The organism is Cytobacillus sp. SAFR-174, from assembly GCF_051964675.1.
Classification (GTDB): domain Bacteria; phylum Bacillota; class Bacilli; order Bacillales; family Cytobacillaceae; genus Cytobacillus.
Genome location: NZ_JBQCMZ010000021.1, coordinates 59,161 through 78,009 on the forward strand (window position 1 = coordinate 59,161; position 18,849 = coordinate 78,009).

An 18,849-nucleotide genomic window follows, 5' to 3' on the forward strand; every position below is an offset into this window, starting at 1 on the left:
ATGATTTTATTTTTAGCAGGCACAAGTGATGCGAGAGCATTAGCCATTCAATTGAAAAATCAAGGTTATCCCTTATTGGCAACCGTTGTCACAGAATCGGCAGCTGACAGCTTGAAAGCTGAAGGCATTTCTTATAAAGTGGGTCGGCTGACAGAAAATGACATGATTGAACTGATTCAGATGCAAGAGGTGACCACTGTGATTGATGCCAGTCATCCCTACGCGGAAGAAGCGTCAAAAACGGCCATGGCAGCAGCTAAAGCATGCAGCATTCCTTACATACGTTACGAAAGGCCAAAGGAACAGTTTATCTCACCGCTCATCACTGAAGCTGAAAGCTATGAGGAAGCAGCAAAATTGGCTCAATCGCATAAAGGGACAATCATGCTGACAACCGGCAGCAAAACGCTGGAAATCTTCACAAAATATCTGATGCGGGAGGAGATCCGGCTTGTATGCAGGATGCTCCCAAACATAGGAAACATGGAAAAATGCGATAAGCTTGGCGTTAAACAAAAGGACATCATTGCGATCCAGGGGCCATTTTCCGAATCATTAAACAAAGCTCTTTGTGAGCAATACGGTGTAACCCTGATGATTACAAAAGAAAGCGGCAAAGTGGGATCTGTGGATGAAAAAATGACAGCTGCTCTGGAGATGGGGATTCCTGTTATTTTGATTAAGCGGCCGCCACTTCATTATGAAAACTTTTGCACTTCTTTCGAAGAAGTGACTCAAAAATTGGGAGGGCTTTACACATGGCAAACATGAACTTTAATACCACATTTGTACCGGTAACGGTAGATCCGGATAAAATTTATGATCACAGCTTCGCGATTATTAAAGAGGAGATGGGTGAGCATCCATTTACAAATGAGCAGTGGCTGGTGGTTCGGCGTGTCATCCATGCCTCGGCCGATTTCGAGCTGGGGCGAAGCATGATTTTTACACCAGATGCCATTGAAGCAGGGGTTCAATCGATTTTAGCAGGCCGTCATGTCGTGGCAGATGTACAGATGATTGAAAGCGGGTCAGGACGCAAGCGATTCCAAAAGCATGGCGGGGACCTGCATTGTTATATTGCGGATGAAGATGTTTCTAAAGAAGCAAAGGCACAGGGAACAACACGTGCGATCATTTCCATGCAAAAAGCAACGAGTCTGCATGAAGGGGGCATCTATGCTATCGGCAATGCGCCAACAGCACTGCTGGAATTGATTCGTTTAATTAAAGAAGGCCTAGCAAAACCTGACTTAATTATTGGCATGCCAGTCGGCTTTGTATCAGCGGCAGAGTCCAAAGCCGAGCTGGCCGTGCTTGAAGGGATCCCATTTATTACGAATGCAGGGAGAAAGGGTGGCAGTACAGTGACGGTCGCTGCGCTGAATGCCATTTCGATTATGGCGGATGAACGGGCAAAAGCAGCGAAATAAAAAAGATCCATCCCAAATGCGGCACGGCTATACGACAGGTGCCTGTGCCGCAGCCATGACAAAGGCAGCGCTGCAGGCACTTGTGACCGGAGAGGTGCCAAATGAAGTTACGATTTATCTGCCGGTTGGCCAGTATGCCACTTTTAAAGTGACGGCTTTTGATCGGTCAGATGGCCGGGTCATGTGCGAAACGATCAAAGATGCCGGGGACGACCCGGACGCCACACATCAGGCACGAATTCAAAGTACGGTCACTTATGCCATAACAGAAGGCATCCATTTAGATGGCGGGATCGGTGTAGGACGGGTCACGAAAGCCGGGCTGCCAGTAGCGGTAGGGCAGGCAGCGATCAACCCGGTGCCGCGTAAAATGATCCATGGTGTCGTCCAGGAAGCAATGGACAAATATAAAGTAAATCGGGGCATTGAAGTAGTCATTTCGGTTCCGGACGGTGCAGAAATAGCTGAAAAAACATTGAATGGCCGATTAGGAATTATCGGAGGAATCTCGATATTAGGAACAAGGGGAACGGTGGTTCCATTTTCCAGTTCCGCCTATATGGCAAGTATCGCTCAGGCGATCAATGTCGCAAAAGAAGCAGGATGTGATCATTTAGTCATCACAACAGGCGGACGCAGTGAAAAATTTGCCATGAAGCAGTATCCGCATTTGCCGGAAGAAGCCTTTATCGAAATGGGCGACTTTGTCGGTTTTACTTTGAAGAATATAGCAAGGAAGAAGATTCCCAAAGTCTCTCTTGTAGGGATGATGGGGAAATTCTCAAAGGTTGCACAGGGAGTTATGATGGTGCACTCAAAAAGTGCACCAGTCAGTTTCGAGTTTTTAGCAGGTATGGCCAATAAAGTGGAAGTCAGCGAGGAAATTCAGCAGGACATTTTACAGGCAAATACGGCTTCACAGGTTGGTGAAATCCTGCAGGGAAACGAAGAATTCTTTGAAGCCCTTTGCCGAAACTGCTGTTATTATGCACTGAATCATATGAACGCAAACGTCAAAGTATCGACAACTCTGTATGCCATGAACGGAAGCTGTCTAGGAAAGGCTGAGAATATTGACAAATTGGATGAAGATGATTGGTATCGGGGATAATGGCGCGGCAGGCTTGCTCCCCTCATACATAGACTGGATTCATGAATGTGAGGTCCTGGTCGGCGGGGAACGCCATTTGCAATTTTTCCCGGGGTTTACTGGAGAGAAAAAAGTAATTAAAGGCGGCTTGGCGGCCTTAACGGCTGACCTGCAGCAGGAAACACGCAATACGGTTATTTTGGTGTCGGGTGATCCGCTGTTTTATGGGCTTGGCGGTGTATTGGCAAAAAAGCTTCCATTGGAGATTTATCCTTATACAAGCTCTGTTCAGCTCGCTTTTTCAAAAATGCAGGTAAGCTGGCAGGATGCGTATATTGTCAGCCTGCACGGCCGTTCTATTAAAGGTTTTGCCCAAAGAATCGACGGTCGGAAAAAGATTGCTATTTTAACAGATGAAAAGAATACACCACAGGCCATTGCAGCGTATTTAAAGGAGTTCGGCATGACGGAGTATGATGCCTTTGTTGCTGAAAATCTGCAGGGGGAAAATGAACGCTGCCGCTTTTTCACCTTGGACGAAATGGAGCAATCATTCTTTTCTCCTTTGAATGTGGTGATTTTAAAGCAGCGTATGTCTGTGGAGCGTGCCTCACTGGGAATTCCGGATGACAGGTTCGTACAGAGAAAGCCGGATAAAGGCCTGATTACGAAAAAGGAGATCAGGACTCTCTGTCTGCAGGAGTTAGAGCTAAAGGAAAACAGCATCGTCTGGGATATTGGAACCTGCACAGGGTCCGTTGCGATTGAAGCAGCGAAAATAGCCCGGGAAGGTGCGGTGTATGCGATTGAAAAGAATGAGGGTGATCTGGGAAACTGCCTGGAAAATCAATTAAGACATCGGACAGATTTCACGGCCGTCCTTGGAAAGGCACCTGAGAGGCTGGATGAATTTCCTGATCCGAATGCTATTTTTATAGGCGGAAATGGCGGGAATATGGAGCTTTTATTGCAGATATGCCTTTCACGGCTGCAGCCAAATGGCCGGCTCGTTATGAATATTGCCACGATCGAAAATCTCGCAGAAGCGATGCAGCATTTGAAAAATCTGGGCTGTGAAGTATCCGTATTGCAGGCACAGATTTCTAAAAGCAAGCCAATTTTGCATTTAACGCGCTTCCAACCGTTAAATCCCATTTTTATTGTGACTGCAAAGAAAGGAAAGAACTAAATGAGAATCGGAACTTTATATGGATTAGGAGTCGGGCCGGGAGATCCGGAATTAATCACGGTAAAAGCATTCCGCAAATTGCAGGAAAGCCCGGTCATTGCTTATCCAAAAAAATTAAGAGGCAGTAAATCCTACGCCCATCAAATTGTAGACATGTATATAAATCCCGAAGAAAAAGAAATGCTTGGTTTGGTTTTTCCAATGACAAAAGACGAAGAGACATTAAGGGCTGAATGGACAAAATCCGCAAAAGCTATTTATGGCTTTCTGTCTCAGGGAAAAGATGTAGCATTCGTGACGGAAGGGGATCCGATGCTGTTCAGCACATTTATCCATTTAATGAAGCTGATGCAGAAGATGCATCCCGATGTTCCAATTGAAACGGTAGCTGGCATCTCGTCTTTTAATGGTTCTGTTAATCGCTTGGGAATACCCCTGGCTGATGGCGATGACCATGTCGCGATGATTCCGGCAACCGAGAATATGGTGGAAATGCGGCGGGTGATTGAAACTCATGATGCGATTGTCTTCATTAAAGTAGCGAAAGTATTGGACGATATGCTGAACTTATTGGAGGAAATGGATTTATTGGACAAAACACATGTTGTAACAAAGGTTACATCTGACGAAGAGGTTATATGGAATGTCCATGAGCTCCGGGGAGCTGAGTTAAATTACTTGTCATGTATGGTGGTGCGCAAATGAAAAAAATTTGGATTATCGGAGCAGGACCAGGAGATCCCGATTTAATTACGGTAAAAGGCTTAAAACTATTAAATAAGGCTGATGTTGTCATGTATACCGACTCCCTTGTCAGCGAGACATTAGTATCGGAAGCCAAGGAGTCGGCAGAGATTATCCGCACAGCCGGAATGCATCTTGAAGAAATGGTGGATTGTATTGCTAAACGAGTCCATGCTGGTAAAACGGTTGTACGTTTACATACAGGCGACCCGGCGATGTACGGGGCAACGATGGAGCAAGTGGCACTATTGAAACAGCACGATATAGGCTGTGAAGTTGTGCCGGGGGTGAGTTCTGTTTTTGCCTCCGCAGCAGCAGTCGGGGCAGAACTGACGATTCCGGATTTAACACAAACGCTTATTTTAACAAGGGCTGAAGGGCGGACACCAGTGCCGGAGCGTGAAAAATTACAGGCTTTGGCCAGCCATCATTGTACAATCGCGATGTTTCTGAGTGCGACCTTAACAAAGAAAATCACAAAGGAACTGCAGGCAGCCGGATGGGAAGACAATACACCCGTTGCGGTTGTGCAGCGTGCTTCTTGGCCCGATCAGAAAATTGTCCGCACCACACTGTCTGAGCTGGACGAAGCGATGCGTGTCAACGGAATCCGCAAGCATGCGATGATTCTGGCAGGCTGGGCATTGGACCCGCATATCCATGAAAAAGAATACCGCTCGAAGCTATATGACAAAACATTCACACATGGCTTCCGCAAAGGTTTGACGTCGAATGATTAGTTTGCGCGAATGTGAAATGCCGGTAATTGATAAGCGTAAACCCTATGCTCTTGTTGCCATTACAAAGCATGGGGTGGCGCATGCAAGAAGCTATGCGGAAACATTCCCGTATGCAGACCTGTATTATATGAAAAAATTCGAACAGGGTGATGAAGAAGCACGGCAAATTCAGTTATTTGATGGCACGGTCCGCCTATTATTGCCCGCATTATTCCAGCAGTATAAAGGGATTATCTGCATCATTTCCCTCGGTGCTGTCGTCCGCATGATTGCCCCGCTTTTGATCGATAAAAAGACGGACCCTGCCGTGCTGGTGGTTGATGATAAAGGCCAGTATGTTGTTAGTGTTTTATCCGGCCATATTGGCGGTGCCAATGCCTTAACCCATGAATTTGCCCATGCGATTGGGGCGTCCCCCGTTGTGACCACCGCATCAGATGTTCAAAAAACGATTCCCGTCGATTTATTTGGCGCCCAATTCGGGTGGATGTGGGATAGTGACGAAAAATTAACACCCGTCAGTGCATCGGTTGTCAATGAAGAGCATGTGGCAATCGTGCAGGAAACAGGTGAAAAGAATTGGTGGATGTACGACCGGGAACTGCCGGACAATCTAAAAATCTATCAATCTATAGAGGAAGCCATCAAGGCAAAGCCTCAAGCGGCACTCCTTATTACAGATCGCATTTTAGTGCCGCATGAAGAGGAGCTGCTTGAGAATGGCGTGCTGTACCGTCCAAAATCAATTGTTCTTGGGATTGGGTGCAATCGAGGCACGTCAATGGCAGAGGTTGAAAGAGTAATCGATGAGACATTGGCAGAGCAAGGTTTGAGCAAAAAAAGTGTCAAAGCGATTGCATCTATTAATCTGAAAAAAGACGAGGCAGCCCTGCTGGAATTAACAGCTAAATATAACTGGCCGTTTGTTACATACACACCTGAAGAGCTGAATGAGATTCCTATGCAGAATCCGTCGGACACCGTCTTTAAATATACCGGCGCGTATGGGGTCAGCGAGCCGGCGGCCATGAGATATGCAAAGGCGAAGGAATTGCTGCTGGCGAAAAAGAAGAGTGGCAATGTGACCATCAGCATTGCACGCATCAATTTTGAGGAGGGAAGAGGATGAATCGATTTGTTCTGGCCGGAACTGGAAGCGGTGTAGGAAAAACAACCTTCACGATCGGCATTATGCGTGCACTGATGAAGCGGGGGTTAACCGTGCAGGGCTTTAAATGCGGCCCGGATTACATTGACCCGGCGTATCACACAGCAGTCACCAACCGCCCTTCCCGAAATATTGATAGTTTCATGATGTCCCATGATACCGTGAATGCCATTGTCGCAAGAGCAAGCTGCGATACTGATGTATCAGTTATTGAGGGAGTGATGGGCTTTTATGACGGCAAATCACCATTATCCAATGAAGGATCTGCTGCCCATATTAGCGGGATTACAAAAAGTCCTGTCATATTAATTGTCAATGCGGCAAGTATGGCAAGAAGTGCGGCTGCGATTGTCAAAGGTTTTCAAATGCTTGATGAAAGCTCCCATATCGTTGGTGTCCTTGCCAATCAATTAGGAAGCAAAAGCCATTTTGACATTGTCAAATCAGCGATTGAACAAGAATGCGGAATTCCTGTCATTGGCTATCTCCCAAAAGGGGCTGTAGCAAAGATGCCAAGCCGTCATTTGGGGCTGGTGCCGGCCATTGAACGCGGTGATTTAGATTCCTATTTTGAAAGTTTGGCAGAAGCGATTGAAGAAACAGTCGATATTGATCAGCTTCTGGAATTAACGAAAGCCCAAGTCCTGGAGGTTTCCTCTTCGATTTTTGATGCTCAGCCGGAAAGACAGGAAGTACATATTGCGGTTGCCAGAGATGCGGCCTTTAATTTTTATTATGAAGAAAACTTAGAATTGCTGCGAGCCCATGGAGCCACATTGCATTTCTTCTCACCGCTCGACAACGAGGAAGTTCCTGAAAGAGCACAGGGGCTTTATATTGGCGGCGGCTTCCCGGAAGAGTTTGCTGCAGCATTGGCAAGAAATGAAGCATCAAAACTTTCTATCAAGGCCGCGCTGGAGAAGGGTCTGCCGACATTGGCAGAATGCGGCGGATTTATGTATTTAACAGAAGAAATTGTGGATCGAAAAGGACAGGCATTCCCGATGATCGGTGTAATTCCGGGCCGGGTCAGGATGCAGGATAAATTGGCTGCACTCGGGTATCGGGAAATCACAGGTGTTCCGGGCAACTTCCTAATGAATGAAGGAGAGCAGGCCAAAGGGCATGAATTCCATTACTCGGCATATGAAGGAGAGCACTCATCACCGGCTTACTTTAGCAAGGGCCGATTCCGCTCTCAGAAGGAAGGCTATTTAACTGATAATCTTGCAGCCGGCTATATACACTTTCATTTTGCATCGAATCCTCATCTTGTGAAGAATTGGCTGGCAGCTTGTTTGGAGGCAGAACATGAATTATTTCCCGTTATTAATGAATCTTGATTATAAAAAGGTGGTTATTGTCGGTGGCGGACATGTGGCACGACAGAAGGCTGAAGCGCTGCTGCCGACAAAAGCACAAGTATCTTTGATCAGCCCAACGGTGACAGAAAAATTGCAGCAATATATCAATAAAGGACTTCTGACATGGAAAGAAAAATCATTTGAACCGGCTGATTTAGATGACGCGGCCCTGATATTCGCTGTCACAAACGACGAAGAAGTAAACAATGCAGTGGAAGAAGCCGCACAGCATTGGCAGCTGCTCAGCCGGGCAGATGCAAAGGGGAGGGTGGATTTCATTAATCCCGCAGTTGTCCGCCGCGGTGAATTCGTTTTGACCGTATCTACATCTGGCGGGAGCCCGGGTCTGACCCGCAAAGTGAAGGGAGAATTAGCAGAGCAATATGGAGAGCATTACGCCCAGTATGTATCTTTTTTGAAGGAAGCCCGTCAGCGAATCTTAGAGAAATTTACCGGGAATGAGAAAAAGCAGCTGTTGGCAGAGCTTTTGGATCCTCAACTTTTGGAGTGGATGGAGCAAGGGGATAAGCAAAAATGTGAAGACTGGCTGCTTAAGCGTTTAGGAGAAAAGCAATGAGAGGATTTGTCTATATTGTTGGAGCTGGCCCTGGTGACCCCAAACTGCTGACAATTCGCGGATTGGAGTGCATTCAGCAGGCTGATGTCATTTTATATGACCGTCTGGTGAATAGTGAGTTATTAACACATGCAAAAGCAGATGCAGAGCTGATTTATTGTGGGAAAGAGCCGGGCAGGCATGGATTGATTCAGGATGAAATCCATCAGGTTCTGGTACAACAGGCAAACCTTGGCAGGCAGGTGCTGCGCTTAAAGGGCGGTGACCCTTTTGTATTTGGACGCGGCGCAGAAGAAGCAGCCATTTTGCGGGAAGCAGGTATTCCCTTTGAAATTGTTCCTGGAATAACCGCCGGGATTGCTGCGCCTGCTTATGCAGGCATTCCTGTGACACACCGTGATCACGCGGCAAGCTTTGCCATTGTGACAGGCCATGGCCGCGCCGAAAAGGAGCAGGACTATTTAAAGTGGTCTGCTCTTGCTCAAATTGACACGGTCGCTTTTTATATGAGCATTGGCAACATTGCTCACATTACGAAAAGCTTAATAGCCAATGGCAAAAGCGGAACAACCCCAGCCGCTGTTATTGAATGGGGCACAACTGCCAATCAGCGGACCATTACGGGAGCGCTCGAAAATATTGCAGAGGATATCCAGGTTCATGGCATCTCGAATCCATCGATGATTTTGGTTGGAGATGTGGTTGGAATAAGGGATCAAATTGCCTGGTTTATAGAAAAGGAGCATGAATTATGTTAGAAGCCATGAAAAAACGGCGTGCGATTCGAAACTTTGAATCGCGCGAAGTAGAACGGGATAAAATCGAAACATTATTGACAGCAGCCACATATGCACCAAATGACCGCATGCGTGAGCCGTGGCATTTCTATGTATTGCAGGGAGAAAGTTTAAAACGCTACGAGCAGGTTGCACTTGATTACCTGCAAAAACGCTTTCCGGCGAAGCCGCATTTAGTGAAAAGCTCCATGGAAGCCATCACGAAAACACCACTGATCATTGTTGTGACATCCGCCATTGTGGAAGGAGATGAAGGGGCGACAAAAGATAATGTCTTTGCCGTAAGCAGTGCAATCATGTCGATGTGGCTGATGGCCGAACAGCTGGGATTAGGGATGGTATGGCGTACAAGAGGCGTTGGCTTGGTGCATGATACAGCACTGCATGATTTTATTGGTGCATCCGGCAAGGAGCAATTAGTGGGGACGCTATGCATCGGCTATCCGGCAGAAGAAATTGCTGCCGAAAAAAAGCGTACCCCATTTGCTGAAAAGACAACTTGGCTGTAAGGAGGAATGGTTTATGCCACAAAAAGGTATGCTGCTGGTTTATACAGGAGATGGAAAAGGAAAAACAACCGCCTCGCTTGGTGTAACATTAAGGGCAATCGGCCGGGGCATGAAGGTGAAATACTTTCAATTTATTAAATCACCGGAACGTACATATGGTGAAAAGCTGGCCCTCAGGAAACTGGGTGTTGAAACTGTGCAGCTGGGAATCGGGTTTACATGGACGAAAACACCGGAGGAGCACCGTGAAGCACTTGCGACCGCCTGGCAGACAGTAAAAGAAGAATTGAAAGATGAAACAACAGATGTGTTAGTGCTGGACGAACTGAATAATGCCCTGGCCATTACACGTTTTCCCATTGACGATGTGCTGCCATTATCTGAGGTGCTGGAGGCCATTCAAAACCGTCCAAAAAAGATGCATTTGGTGATCACAGGGCGTTCTGCACATCCAGCCATTCTCGAATTGGCCGATTTAGTGTCTACCATCAATGCCACCAAACATTATTATGCCGAACAGGAAGTTAAAGCCATGAAGGGGCTGGAGTTTTAAGCAGCTCCTCCCGAGTATTTTTAGACCCTGTATCTAGTTAGGTTTTGGAAATTGAGGAGAATTTCAATGATAAAAGAATCCCTTTTGCAATACGATTTTGAGAAGCTCTGGAAGGAAGGCATGCTGGATTGGCATGGAAGGATGCCGGAGCGAATGGTTGATGATGAGCTGGAGGAAGCCTTTTGGATGCAGTCCATGAAGAAAAAGAAATACAAGCAGACAGATGAGTATGCCAAAAGGATCTACGAAAAAATGAAGAAGCATATCCCGGAAAACTCAAGCTGTATTGAATTCGGTCCGGGATGGGGGAACTATACCTTTCCGCTCAGCCAGGATGCCGGAAGTTTAACCCTGGTGGATGGTTCAAAGAGTGTGCTCGCTTACTTAAAGCAATATTTTGAAGAGGATGCCCTTATCCAGTTTGTCCACAGCAAATGGGAAGAAGCACAATTGGAGCCGCACGATGTCGTGGTTGGGGTGAACTGCTTTTACCGGATGTATGAAATGAATGAAGCACTGAAGAAAATGAACAGGCTGGCAAGAAAACGTGCCATAATCGGCTTAACGACTGGCCCTATTCAGCCGCATTACGTCCTGTTGGATAAGCAGTTTGGCTATGACATTAAATACCCGCGCCGGGATTATATCATGATCGTCAACATGCTGTACCAGTTAGGCATTTATGCAGATTGTGAAATGATTAAGCTTGAGCGGGAGCATCGTTATGATACATGGCAGCAGTTAATTGATGCCCAGAGCAAGAAAATCTTATCTCCCCGGTTTGAACGAACACATGTGGGTGCCTCATTGGAACGATTTATTTCCCAAGAGGATGGCGGGTATGTGTACCGTTATCCTTTCCATGCGGCAATTATCAGCTGGGAGCCTGTGAAGCATATATGACAAGGGGACGGTTTGCATTACTGATGGCTGCCCTGGCCGCTGGGCTGCTTGCTTCCATGACTTTTGCCGTGATGGTGGGATCTGTGGACATTACCCCAAGCCTTATTTGGGAAGTGCTCTTCTCCAAGCTGGGTCTATTTATAGATACAGATGCTACTAATGCACAGAAGGTTATTATTTGGAATATACGATTCCCCCGTATTGTACTTGCTGCCATAGTAGGTGCCGCATTGGCTATTTGCGGGGCAGCCATTCAGGCATTAGTGAAAAATTCGATAGCAGATCCTTACATTCTCGGAGTATCTTCCGGAGCATCCGTTGGAGCGGCATCTGCCATTTTACTTGGTGCATTCAGCGTTTTGGGGGAGTATGCCATTTCCCTTGCCGCATTTTTAGGGGCCATTTTTGCGGTCATGATTGTGTTTTCCTTAGCACGCGTCAATGGACGCATATCGGTCATTCGTCTGCTTTTGGCAGGGATTGCGGTTTCGATGGTGTTATCCGCCATTACCAATTTTATGCTGATGATGTCCAAGCAGCAGGGCGGCATTCAAGCGGTCATGCATTGGATGCTCGGCAGTCTGGCGGGCGCGAAATGGTCCAATCTTGGCATCCCATTTTTTTCACTGCTGCTTGTTTTTATTCTGCTGCTCATGAATTATCGGCAGCTTAATGCTTTATTGCTTGGTGAGGAAACGGCCGCGACACTTGGCGTGAATCTGGACCGGTTTCGGATCTTTATCATTCTCTTTGTATCCCTTCTGACCGGTGTGGTCGTCGCGGTCAGCGGAAGCATTGGCTTCGTCGGGCTGATTATTCCTCACATCGTGCGGATGCTGGCGGGTTCTAATTACAAACTGGTTCTGCCGATAAGCGCTCTGATCGGTGCCATTTTCTTAGTTTGGGCGGATATGGCCGCACGTATGGTGCTGGCGCCTGAAGAAATGCCAATCGGGATTATTACCGCCATTTGCGGAAGCCCATTCTTTATCTGGATGCTCAGGCGAAAACGTTATTCTTTTGGGGACGGTGAGTAAGGATGCTCCAGGTCAAAAATATGTCCTTTTCAGTGCCGGACAAGCAAATTTTAAATAATATCACTTTTTCTGTGGAACAGGGAAAGTTCGTTGGGATCATTGGACCGAATGGAAGCGGAAAATCGACGATGCTTAAAATCATTTATCGTCATTTAAAACAAACGAGCGGTTTCGTGACGTTATATGAAAAAGATATTCTCGATCTCCCGCAGAAAAAACTTGCTCAGGAGTTAGCTGCTGTAAGTCAGGAAACACCGGTACTCTTCGATTTTACAGTAAAAGATTTGGTCATGATGGGGCGGACGCCGTACAAAAAATGGCTTGCAGCTGATAACCAGGAGGACTTTGCCATTGTGGAAGAAAGCATGATACTCGCAAATGTGCTTCACCTGGAAAACCGCATGTTTAACCAATTATCCGGAGGCGAGAAGAAGCGGGTGATGCTCGCACGCGCCCTGGCACAGCAGGCAAACATATTAATTCTGGATGAACCGACCAATCATCTGGATATTGAACATCAATATCAGTTAATGGATTTAATAAGGGATCTGCCGATAACGATTGTGGCAGCGCTCCATGATTTAAACCTGGCAGCCGGGTATTGCGATGAACTCCTTGTCATGAACGATGGAGCTCTATATATGTCGGGGACACCTGAGCAAGTCCTGACAAAAGAGACATTGAAGGAAGTCTTCCATATGGAGGCCGGTGTATCGAAAAATCCATTTACCAAAAAACTTCATTTATTTTTCTACACAAACGATTAAATGGAATCGAGGGACCGATGAACATGAAAAATCGCAGAATTTGGGCTTTTCACGTCTTAGCGGCTGTATTATTATTAGCCGCGTGCTCAGCAGAAGAAGCAAATACAGCACAGGTGAAAAGTGAACAAGCGGAGCCAACGGAGAAAGTGGTTATTGAAAATGAAGGCTTTGTGAATGAATACGAAGAAGCGCCAAAGCGTGCGATTACATTGAATCAGCATGTGACCGAAATCATGCTGGCACTTGGTTTGGAAGATTCAATGGCTGGCACTGCATTCTTGGATAACGAGATTTATGAGCCATTACAGAAGGCGTACGACAAGGTACCAGTATTGGCCGAGCAATATCCATCAAAGGAGCAAGTCATCTCTGCGGAAGCTGACTTTCTATATGGCGGCTGGGACAGTGCCTTCAATGAGAAAAACATTGCAACACGTGAAGAACTAAAGGAATTAGGCATTAACAGCTACTTACAATCTTCATCTGTTAAAGTGGCACCCACCCTGGAAGATATCTATAGTGACATCCGAAATATCGCAAAAATTTTCCGGGTCGAAGAACGAGGTGAAAAACTAATTCAACAAATGAATCAAGAAATTGACGCCATTAGTTCCCAATTGCCGGAAGTAAAAGAGCCGCTGGATGTCCTGGTTTACGACAGCGGCGAAACCGATGTATTCACCGCCACACAAAACTTCATGAATACACTTGTCACAATGGCAGGCGGGCACAATGTCTTTGGAGATGTAAAAGGCAATTGGGCCACTGTCTCAAAAGAAGATGCAGTAGAACGCCAGCCTGATGTCATTGTAGTAATAGATTATGGATCAACTACTGCAGAACAAAAAATAAAATTCCTAAAAAAGGACCCAGCCTTAAGCCAGACACCAGCCGTACAAAACGAACGCTTTGTCATCCTCCCGCTGTCGGCAGCATCTGAAGGGGTTCGTGTTGGGGAAGCGCTGGAGGTTTTGGCCAAGGGTTTCTATCCAGAAGCATTTAGGAATTAGGTGATTGTGCGTTTTTGTGGATTTTTGAACTAAAATTTATCCGCTGAGTTGATTGGAGCGGAGGGCACTTGATCCTCGAAAATGCTGACGCATTTCCTTCGTACGGGGGTCATTCGAGGGAGCTTATTCAATGTCCTGCTGGAGGAGAGGGAGCGGGAGACCCCGCAGGCGAAGCCGAGGAGGCTCCCGTTCCTCCCCGCGGAAAGCAAGTGCCCGCAGCGGAAAGCAACGGGATTTATACTAAGCCTAAACAAGATTTCAAGATAGAGTATCAAATTTAATAGAGGGAGGTCACCCAATGACAACCTGGAACCTAACACAAATGCAGCGCCACCTGCTAATATGCAACGGCGCAACCTGCATGAGTGCAGGCGCAGAAGAAGTCACAACGCAAATACGCGATGAAATCCGGAAAAACCGTTTAGACGAGCATATTCACACATCCCGTACACGCTGCAACGGCCGCTGTAAAGACAAATGCGTCGTCATTGATTACCCAAAAGGAACCTGGTATTCAGTCCAGCAGGAAGAAACAGCCCGCAGCATCGTTCATGAAGCAGTGAAAGAAGAGTCGATCATCTATTCAATGGAACACGGCGAACGCAAACGCAATGAAAACCGCATTAAAGGAATTGATAAATACAAAAAAGGTAAAGGGCCAATGAAAAAAGCTGTCTTATTTGTCGGCCACGGCAGCAGGATGGAGGCAGGGAATAACGAAGTCCGCCGATTCATCGATCAAATGAGAAACGACATTGACCCGGCCCTTCTGGTAGAAACCTGCTTCTTAGAATTTGCATCCCCCAATATTGAAGATGGCATTCAGCTTTGTGCTGAAAAAGGGGCAGATGAAATCCATGTCATTCCCATCATCTTATTACATGCCGGACACTCCAAGCTGCACATACCGGCAGAAATTGAACATGCCAAAGAGCACTTCCCTGATATTCAGTTTACCTATGGCCAGACGATAGGAGTTCATGAGGAAGTTCTTGAAATATTAAAGTCAAGACTTGCTGAAACCGGTTTTGATGTAAATCAAACGCATGAAGATACAGCTATTTTATTAATCGGACGAGGCGGCAGCGATCCCTATGCCAATGCAGATTTTTATAAGATAAGCAGATTGCTGTGGGAAAAGTTAAATGTATCATCCGTTGAATGTGCCTTCATGGGGGTCACAATGCCAACCGTCAATGATGGTATAGACCGCTGCATTAAACTGGGCGCCAAACGAATCATCATGCTGCCCTATTTCTTATTTACCGGCATTTTAATGGAAAGAATGAACAAAATGGCCGAACAGTTTAAAGAAACTTATTCTCATATATCCATAGATATCGCAGAATACTTCGGATACCATCCAAAGCTGAGAACCGTCCTGCTGGAGCGAATGAACCAGGCCCTCGATGGCACTTCAACTGGAATGCAGGACCTGGAAAATTTCCGTAAATATGCGGAAGAACATGGCTATGAACATCATCACCATCATTAAAATGAATAATTCCTATATGATTATTATTCCGGCTGCCAATTGGCAGTCTTTTTTATAAGAAGTTCAGGTGCAATGCTTTAGGAATAAATAAATTCAAAGTGGGTGAATTTAGTAATATCTGTAATAGGAAAGGCTGATCATCTATGGAGAAAAAATTATTAAACCTGCTTCTCGGATTGTGCATTTTTTCTGTTCCATTTTTGTTTAAAGGGAAAAAAATGAGGGAGACTTTAGTTATTTTTTTCTCGAAAGGCGTTCTGGCTTCTCTGGTTGATGCCTATGTTGTTGGAACGAAAAGAGTAGAATATCCGGTCCGGCCTTTTTCAAGGATTTTTAAAACCAACCTGATTTATGATATTTTGTTTTTCCCGCTTTTAAGTGTGATTTGGGTTAAGATGTCTTACAATGACAATTTAGGCAATATTCTTCTCAAAAGCTTGCTGTTCAGTGTGCCCATGAGCATTGCCCAATGGTTCTTTGAAAGAAACACCAGATTATTTAAGTGGAGGAAATGGTCCATTTTCCATACATTTGGCAGTGTGAATTTTACTTTATTCACTATAAGGGGATTTGTCGGGTTTATTAAAACATTGGATCGAATAAAGGGTAATCAAACTATAAACGATATGTAAGTTAAGTTCTATCATGATTCAGCTGGAAATATAGCTATAGTATTAAACAAGGCTGCCACTTCGGCGGCTTTTTCTATGACCTTGTTCAGAAGGAATATTTCCGTCTTTGTTGAATATGGAACAAACAGAGGGAAATAAAGTAGGAAGGCTGCGTGATAGAATGCATACGGAAAAGACGGAAAGGCCAATAGCAGGAACAGTCATCGCTGTTAGTTTAAGCAAGAAGCATACGTTCAGCAAAGAAAGGAAAGATATCATAAAATTGGTGGAGGGATTGGGGGTTCAAGGGGATGCTCACTCTGGCTCAACGGTAAAGCATCGATCCAGAGTCGCACAAAACCCTGATCAGCCCAACCTGAGACAGGTTCATTTAATCCAGCAAGAGCTATTTAAAGAGCTGTCAGGCCGTTTTCATATTGAACCTGGACAAATGGGTGAGAATATTACAACAGCCGGAATCAATCTTCTTGAATTGCCCGTAAACTCAATCTTGTTTTTGGGTCATTCCGCTATGATCAAGATAACAGGACTGCGAAATCCCTGTGCTCAGATCGATCAATTTCAGCCTGGGCTTTTAAATGCAGTGATAGAGAAGGATGAAAATGGGAACCTCATTAGAAAGGCCGGCATAATGGGAATTGTTTTGGAGAGCGGGGAAGTGAAGCCGGGCGATGAAATCCGAGTTGAATTACCGCCAAAGCCTTTTAAAGAACTGGAACGGGTTTAATACGCGGCACAAGGAGGTTGAATAATTTTGAATAACCGGCTGGTTCCAATTTTAATTGGATTGATGGCGATACTGTATATTTTCATTGTTCCTTCTGAGCCACTGGCAATCAAAGTTACCTTTAAGCTGATTCCTATGGGACTCATTATTTTCTATGCATGGCAAAAACTCCCTGCCAGCAATGGGCCGCCATTGCGTTTAATCGTTATCGGCCTGTTTTTCTGCATGCTTGGTGATGGATTCATTGCTGTTTCTTTTGTCGCCGGGCTTGGTGCTTTTCTTGTTGGGCATCTATTTTCTTTGACTGGATTTCTGAAAATGTCACGTTTGACAAAGTTCCGCCTGGCGGCGATCATCCCGATAGGCATTTATTCTTTAATCATTGGCAGCCAGCTGATTGCTTCCTTATCCGGAGCAGGAAATGATGCATTAGTGATTCCGGTTATTGCTTATATGCTGGTCATTTCCTTAATGGCGTTATCAGCCATCCTAACCGGGAACAGGCTGGCCATTGCGGGAAGCATTTTGTTTGTAATTTCTGATTCCATCCTTTCATGGAATATGTTTGTTGCGGATATTGTGTATTCAGATGTGCTTATCATGGCCACTTACTACTCTGCACAATTCCTGATTGCGAGAAGCCTTGCTTCATTTAGAGAAGCGGCAGATGATACCGCAGCCATACCGGAACCAATAGCAAAAAAGACTTTCTGATAAAAAGGAAAGTCTTTATTTTTTTCCTGTTTCTTTTTCCAGACCTTTAAAACTCTCCATTCTCGTTATCCAGTACCCGCAGTAATATAGAGTGAGAAAGATGACAAAATCATATAAAGTAGTCCAGTTTTTTGGATCATAAAAGTCGATGGCATTAAAGAAATTCATCCCTCCGAAAGCTCCAATGGCAGAGAAGAGTATTCCTTTAAACAAGCTATTCATTTGAGGCTTTATTTGAAGGGCAAACATGATCCCGACTGGTGCTAATGAAAAGTGATATGGCAAAAATAAAAATGGTGCCAGTGGAATAATGATCATAGGGTATGTCCATAATCCCAAAGATAATGCAGCTAAATCGATAATAAGAGACAATATGATGACTAATAATCCAGCTAGGAGAAGACGCCCGGTGCTGTCTTTTTTTCTATACTTAAACCATATCAGCCAGGGAATGATAAACAAAGCAAGTCCTGCCCACCATTGCCACGTAGTGATAAATTCGTCCTTCACAATCTCCGCGAATACAGAGCTAATATTCGTATATTGTTCATATGCTTGTTCAGACTTGGACAGTCCTTTTTCAAATGCCATACCTATCACCCATTCTTTCTAGTGTAGCTTCCAGACATCCATTCGTTTTTGGAAAGGCTTCTTAAGCTGTTCCTCCTGTGCTATTCAGGATGAGAATCTGACGAAAGCTATGCATTTTTTCTCAATCTGTAGACAACCTATACAGTATAGGAGGTAAAATAGATGCCTAATCCTTTAGAAGCAATTTTTAATATGCTCAGAATTACGTTTGATAATACCAATGAACCTAAATCACCCTTGCATGTCATTGAAGTTGGGGACATGTGGACATACTTGGCATTGGTGGAGGAATTCATACGATACGAAGAAATTGGCTTAAACACGACTACAGATGATGAAGTGAAAGAAATGCTTACCGATGTAGTAAAAATATGTGAGTCACAGGTCAAGAGATTAAGCACATTTATGAGAAAAGAAGGAATTCCATTACCTGACGTAACCTCAGCAAAACCCCATTCAGCTCCAAATGATATTCCTTTAGGCGTTAAGCTGACAGATGATGAAATTACCAATGGGGTCGCATTTAAGCTAGTAACATGTTCCACTGCCTGTGCTAAAGGACAAGCAGACTCTGTCCGTAATGATGCAGGCAATATGTGGACTGAATTCTTTTTAGAATGGACAATGTTCGGAGCTACTTTAAAAACACTCATGAGGAAGCGCGGATGGCTGAAGGTGCCGCCGTATTACTACGCTCCAGGTGCTCCAAAAATGTAAAAACCCAATTCATGCTGAACTGCCCCCTGTCAAGTAGACAGTAGAAATAATAAAAATGATTTAAGCGGCTTTAGTTCTATATTCCATAGGGC

The 18,849-nt window shown here is 45.2% G+C and carries 22 protein-coding genes; 21 read left to right on the forward strand and 1 reads right to left on the reverse strand.

The genetic code is table 11. The annotated features are described in order from the left end of the window. The 20 genes from cobK (at nucleotide 1) to ACTHRG_RS19005 (ending at nucleotide 17,449) form a co-directional block, all read left to right on the forward strand. Nucleotides 1-771 (forward strand): precorrin-6A reductase, encoded by a 771-nt coding sequence (gene cobK / locus ACTHRG_RS18910; protein ID WP_076258625.1) that lies wholly within the window; start codon nucleotides 1-3, stop codon nucleotides 769-771. Continuing rightward, nucleotides 759-1,433, forward strand: coding sequence for a precorrin-8X methylmutase (locus ACTHRG_RS18915; protein ID WP_076258628.1), 675 nt, complete (start codon nucleotides 759-761; stop codon nucleotides 1,431-1,433). Before cobK ends, ACTHRG_RS18915 begins: the two co-directional genes overlap by 13 nt. Then, the gene (locus ACTHRG_RS18920; RefSeq protein ID WP_076258631.1) at nucleotides 1,408-2,544 is read left to right on the forward strand and encodes a cobalt-precorrin-5B (C(1))-methyltransferase; all 1,137 of its coding nucleotides are present in this window, start codon (nucleotides 1,408-1,410) and stop codon (nucleotides 2,542-2,544) included. The genes ACTHRG_RS18915 and ACTHRG_RS18920 overlap by 26 nt, the downstream gene beginning before the upstream one ends. Further along, complete coding sequence (locus ACTHRG_RS18925) at nucleotides 2,519-3,712, forward strand: bifunctional cobalt-precorrin-7 (C(5))-methyltransferase/cobalt-precorrin-6B (C(15))-methyltransferase (protein WP_076258728.1); 1,194 nt, start codon at nucleotides 2,519-2,521, stop codon at nucleotides 3,710-3,712. Before ACTHRG_RS18920 ends, ACTHRG_RS18925 begins: the two co-directional genes overlap by 26 nt. Then, complete coding sequence (gene cobI / locus ACTHRG_RS18930) at nucleotides 3,713-4,417, forward strand: precorrin-2 C(20)-methyltransferase (protein ID WP_076258633.1); 705 nt, start codon at nucleotides 3,713-3,715, stop codon at nucleotides 4,415-4,417. Next, on the forward strand, nucleotides 4,414-5,196 hold the full coding sequence (cobM, locus tag ACTHRG_RS18935; RefSeq protein WP_440231780.1) for a precorrin-4 C(11)-methyltransferase: 783 nt from the start codon (nucleotides 4,414-4,416) through the stop codon (nucleotides 5,194-5,196). Before cobI ends, cobM begins: the two co-directional genes overlap by 4 nt. Then, complete coding sequence (locus ACTHRG_RS18940; RefSeq protein ID WP_076258638.1) at nucleotides 5,189-6,325, forward strand: cobalt-precorrin 5A hydrolase; 1,137 nt, start codon at nucleotides 5,189-5,191, stop codon at nucleotides 6,323-6,325. Before cobM ends, ACTHRG_RS18940 begins: the two co-directional genes overlap by 8 nt. After that, entirely contained in the window at nucleotides 6,322-7,707 is a 1,386-nt protein-coding gene (locus tag ACTHRG_RS18945; RefSeq protein WP_076258640.1) for a cobyrinate a,c-diamide synthase, read from the forward strand. Before ACTHRG_RS18940 ends, ACTHRG_RS18945 begins: the two co-directional genes overlap by 4 nt. Continuing rightward, nucleotides 7,676-8,305, forward strand: coding sequence for a precorrin-2 dehydrogenase/sirohydrochlorin ferrochelatase family protein (locus tag ACTHRG_RS18950; protein WP_076258643.1), 630 nt, complete (start codon nucleotides 7,676-7,678; stop codon nucleotides 8,303-8,305). The genes ACTHRG_RS18945 and ACTHRG_RS18950 overlap by 32 nt, the downstream gene beginning before the upstream one ends. Next, nucleotides 8,302-9,063 (forward strand): uroporphyrinogen-III C-methyltransferase, encoded by a 762-nt coding sequence (gene cobA, locus ACTHRG_RS18955; RefSeq protein ID WP_076258645.1) that lies wholly within the window; start codon nucleotides 8,302-8,304, stop codon nucleotides 9,061-9,063. Before ACTHRG_RS18950 ends, cobA begins: the two co-directional genes overlap by 4 nt. Beyond that, nucleotides 9,057-9,611, forward strand: a complete 555-nt coding sequence (locus ACTHRG_RS18960) for a nitroreductase family protein (RefSeq protein WP_076258648.1) — start codon at nucleotides 9,057-9,059, stop codon at nucleotides 9,609-9,611. The genes cobA and ACTHRG_RS18960 overlap by 7 nt, the downstream gene beginning before the upstream one ends. Before the next feature lie 13 nt (nucleotides 9,612-9,624). After that, nucleotides 9,625-10,164 (forward strand): cob(I)yrinic acid a,c-diamide adenosyltransferase, encoded by a 540-nt coding sequence (locus ACTHRG_RS18965; protein WP_076258651.1) that lies wholly within the window; start codon nucleotides 9,625-9,627, stop codon nucleotides 10,162-10,164. Between the two features lie 66 nt (nucleotides 10,165-10,230). Further along, nucleotides 10,231-11,067: a class I SAM-dependent methyltransferase gene (locus ACTHRG_RS18970; RefSeq protein ID WP_076258654.1), complete on the forward strand. Its 837-nt coding sequence runs from the start codon at nucleotides 10,231-10,233 to the stop codon at nucleotides 11,065-11,067. Further along, nucleotides 11,064-12,104, forward strand: a complete 1,041-nt coding sequence (locus ACTHRG_RS18975; RefSeq protein WP_076258657.1) for a FecCD family ABC transporter permease — start codon at nucleotides 11,064-11,066, stop codon at nucleotides 12,102-12,104. The genes ACTHRG_RS18970 and ACTHRG_RS18975 overlap by 4 nt, the downstream gene beginning before the upstream one ends. Before the next feature lie 2 nt (nucleotides 12,105-12,106). Then, nucleotides 12,107-12,871 carry an ABC transporter ATP-binding protein gene (locus tag ACTHRG_RS18980; protein ID WP_076258660.1) on the forward strand — a complete coding sequence of 255 codons (765 nt, stop codon included), beginning with the start codon at nucleotides 12,107-12,109 and terminating at the stop codon, nucleotides 12,869-12,871. 23 nt (nucleotides 12,872-12,894) lie between these two features. Continuing rightward, a complete protein-coding gene (locus ACTHRG_RS18985) occupies nucleotides 12,895-13,881 on the forward strand; it encodes an ABC transporter substrate-binding protein (RefSeq protein ID WP_076258663.1) in 987 nt (328 codons plus the stop codon). Between the two features lie 298 nt (nucleotides 13,882-14,179). Then, nucleotides 14,180-15,376 carry a CbiX/SirB N-terminal domain-containing protein gene (locus tag ACTHRG_RS18990; RefSeq protein ID WP_076258669.1) on the forward strand — a complete coding sequence of 399 codons (1,197 nt, stop codon included), beginning with the start codon at nucleotides 14,180-14,182 and terminating at the stop codon, nucleotides 15,374-15,376. 143 nt (nucleotides 15,377-15,519) lie between these two features. Further along, a complete protein-coding gene (locus ACTHRG_RS18995; protein WP_076258672.1) occupies nucleotides 15,520-16,008 on the forward strand; it encodes a CBO0543 family protein in 489 nt (162 codons plus the stop codon). Between the two features lie 160 nt (nucleotides 16,009-16,168). Further along, on the forward strand, nucleotides 16,169-16,735 hold the full coding sequence (locus ACTHRG_RS19000; RefSeq protein ID WP_076258730.1) for an MOSC domain-containing protein: 567 nt from the start codon (nucleotides 16,169-16,171) through the stop codon (nucleotides 16,733-16,735). 27 nt (nucleotides 16,736-16,762) lie between these two features. After that, nucleotides 16,763-17,449: a lysoplasmalogenase gene (locus ACTHRG_RS19005; RefSeq protein ID WP_076258675.1), complete on the forward strand. Its 687-nt coding sequence runs from the start codon at nucleotides 16,763-16,765 to the stop codon at nucleotides 17,447-17,449. A gap of 15 nt (nucleotides 17,450-17,464) precedes the next feature. On the opposite strand, the gene ACTHRG_RS19010 is transcribed toward ACTHRG_RS19005, so the two are convergent. Then, nucleotides 17,465-18,040 (reverse strand): CBO0543 family protein, encoded by a 576-nt coding sequence (locus ACTHRG_RS19010; RefSeq protein ID WP_076258678.1) that lies wholly within the window; start codon nucleotides 18,038-18,040, stop codon nucleotides 17,465-17,467. Between the two features lie 162 nt (nucleotides 18,041-18,202). Here ACTHRG_RS19010 and ACTHRG_RS19015 point away from each other — a divergent pair, with 162 nt between their 5' ends. After that, a complete protein-coding gene (locus ACTHRG_RS19015; protein ID WP_076258680.1) occupies nucleotides 18,203-18,757 on the forward strand; it encodes a DUF3231 family protein in 555 nt (184 codons plus the stop codon). Nucleotides 18,758-18,849: the final 92 nt, after the last annotated feature.

Excerpts from the sequence above, each read along its gene's own strand:
- ACTHRG_RS19000 (WP_076258730.1), top strand. The coding sequence starts at position 16,169 with ATGCATACGGAAAAGACGGAAAGGCCAATAGCAGGAACAGTCATCGCT.
- ACTHRG_RS18920 (WP_076258631.1), top strand. The coding sequence starts at position 1,408 with ATGAACGGGCAAAAGCAGCGAAATAAAAAAGATCCATCCCAAATGCGG.
- ACTHRG_RS19010 (WP_076258678.1), bottom strand. The coding sequence starts at position 18,040 with ATGGCATTTGAAAAAGGACTGTCCAAGTCTGAACAAGCATATGAACAA.
- cobK (WP_076258625.1), top strand. The coding sequence starts at position 1 with ATGATTTTATTTTTAGCAGGCACAAGTGATGCGAGAGCATTAGCCATT.
- ACTHRG_RS18950 (WP_076258643.1), top strand. The coding sequence starts at position 7,676 with ATGAATTATTTCCCGTTATTAATGAATCTTGATTATAAAAAGGTGGTT.
- ACTHRG_RS18970 (WP_076258654.1), top strand. The coding sequence starts at position 10,231 with ATGATAAAAGAATCCCTTTTGCAATACGATTTTGAGAAGCTCTGGAAG.
- cobM (WP_440231780.1), top strand. The coding sequence starts at position 4,414 with ATGAAAAAAATTTGGATTATCGGAGCAGGACCAGGAGATCCCGATTTA.
- ACTHRG_RS18960 (WP_076258648.1), top strand. The coding sequence starts at position 9,057 with ATGTTAGAAGCCATGAAAAAACGGCGTGCGATTCGAAACTTTGAATCG.
- ACTHRG_RS18985 (WP_076258663.1), top strand. The coding sequence starts at position 12,895 with ATGAAAAATCGCAGAATTTGGGCTTTTCACGTCTTAGCGGCTGTATTA.
- ACTHRG_RS18925 (WP_076258728.1), top strand. The coding sequence starts at position 2,519 with ATGAAGATGATTGGTATCGGGGATAATGGCGCGGCAGGCTTGCTCCCC.
- ACTHRG_RS18940 (WP_076258638.1), top strand. The coding sequence starts at position 5,189 with ATGATTAGTTTGCGCGAATGTGAAATGCCGGTAATTGATAAGCGTAAA.
- ACTHRG_RS18975 (WP_076258657.1), top strand. The coding sequence starts at position 11,064 with ATGACAAGGGGACGGTTTGCATTACTGATGGCTGCCCTGGCCGCTGGG.
- ACTHRG_RS18990 (WP_076258669.1), top strand. The coding sequence starts at position 14,180 with ATGACAACCTGGAACCTAACACAAATGCAGCGCCACCTGCTAATATGC.
- cobI (WP_076258633.1), top strand. The coding sequence starts at position 3,713 with ATGAGAATCGGAACTTTATATGGATTAGGAGTCGGGCCGGGAGATCCG.
- ACTHRG_RS18995 (WP_076258672.1), top strand. The coding sequence starts at position 15,520 with ATGGAGAAAAAATTATTAAACCTGCTTCTCGGATTGTGCATTTTTTCT.
- ACTHRG_RS18980 (WP_076258660.1), top strand. The coding sequence starts at position 12,107 with ATGCTCCAGGTCAAAAATATGTCCTTTTCAGTGCCGGACAAGCAAATT.
- ACTHRG_RS18915 (WP_076258628.1), top strand. The coding sequence starts at position 759 with ATGGCAAACATGAACTTTAATACCACATTTGTACCGGTAACGGTAGAT.
- ACTHRG_RS18945 (WP_076258640.1), top strand. The coding sequence starts at position 6,322 with ATGAATCGATTTGTTCTGGCCGGAACTGGAAGCGGTGTAGGAAAAACA.
- ACTHRG_RS18965 (WP_076258651.1), top strand. The coding sequence starts at position 9,625 with ATGCCACAAAAAGGTATGCTGCTGGTTTATACAGGAGATGGAAAAGGA.
- cobA (WP_076258645.1), top strand. The coding sequence starts at position 8,302 with ATGAGAGGATTTGTCTATATTGTTGGAGCTGGCCCTGGTGACCCCAAA.
- ACTHRG_RS19015 (WP_076258680.1), top strand. The coding sequence starts at position 18,203 with ATGCCTAATCCTTTAGAAGCAATTTTTAATATGCTCAGAATTACGTTT.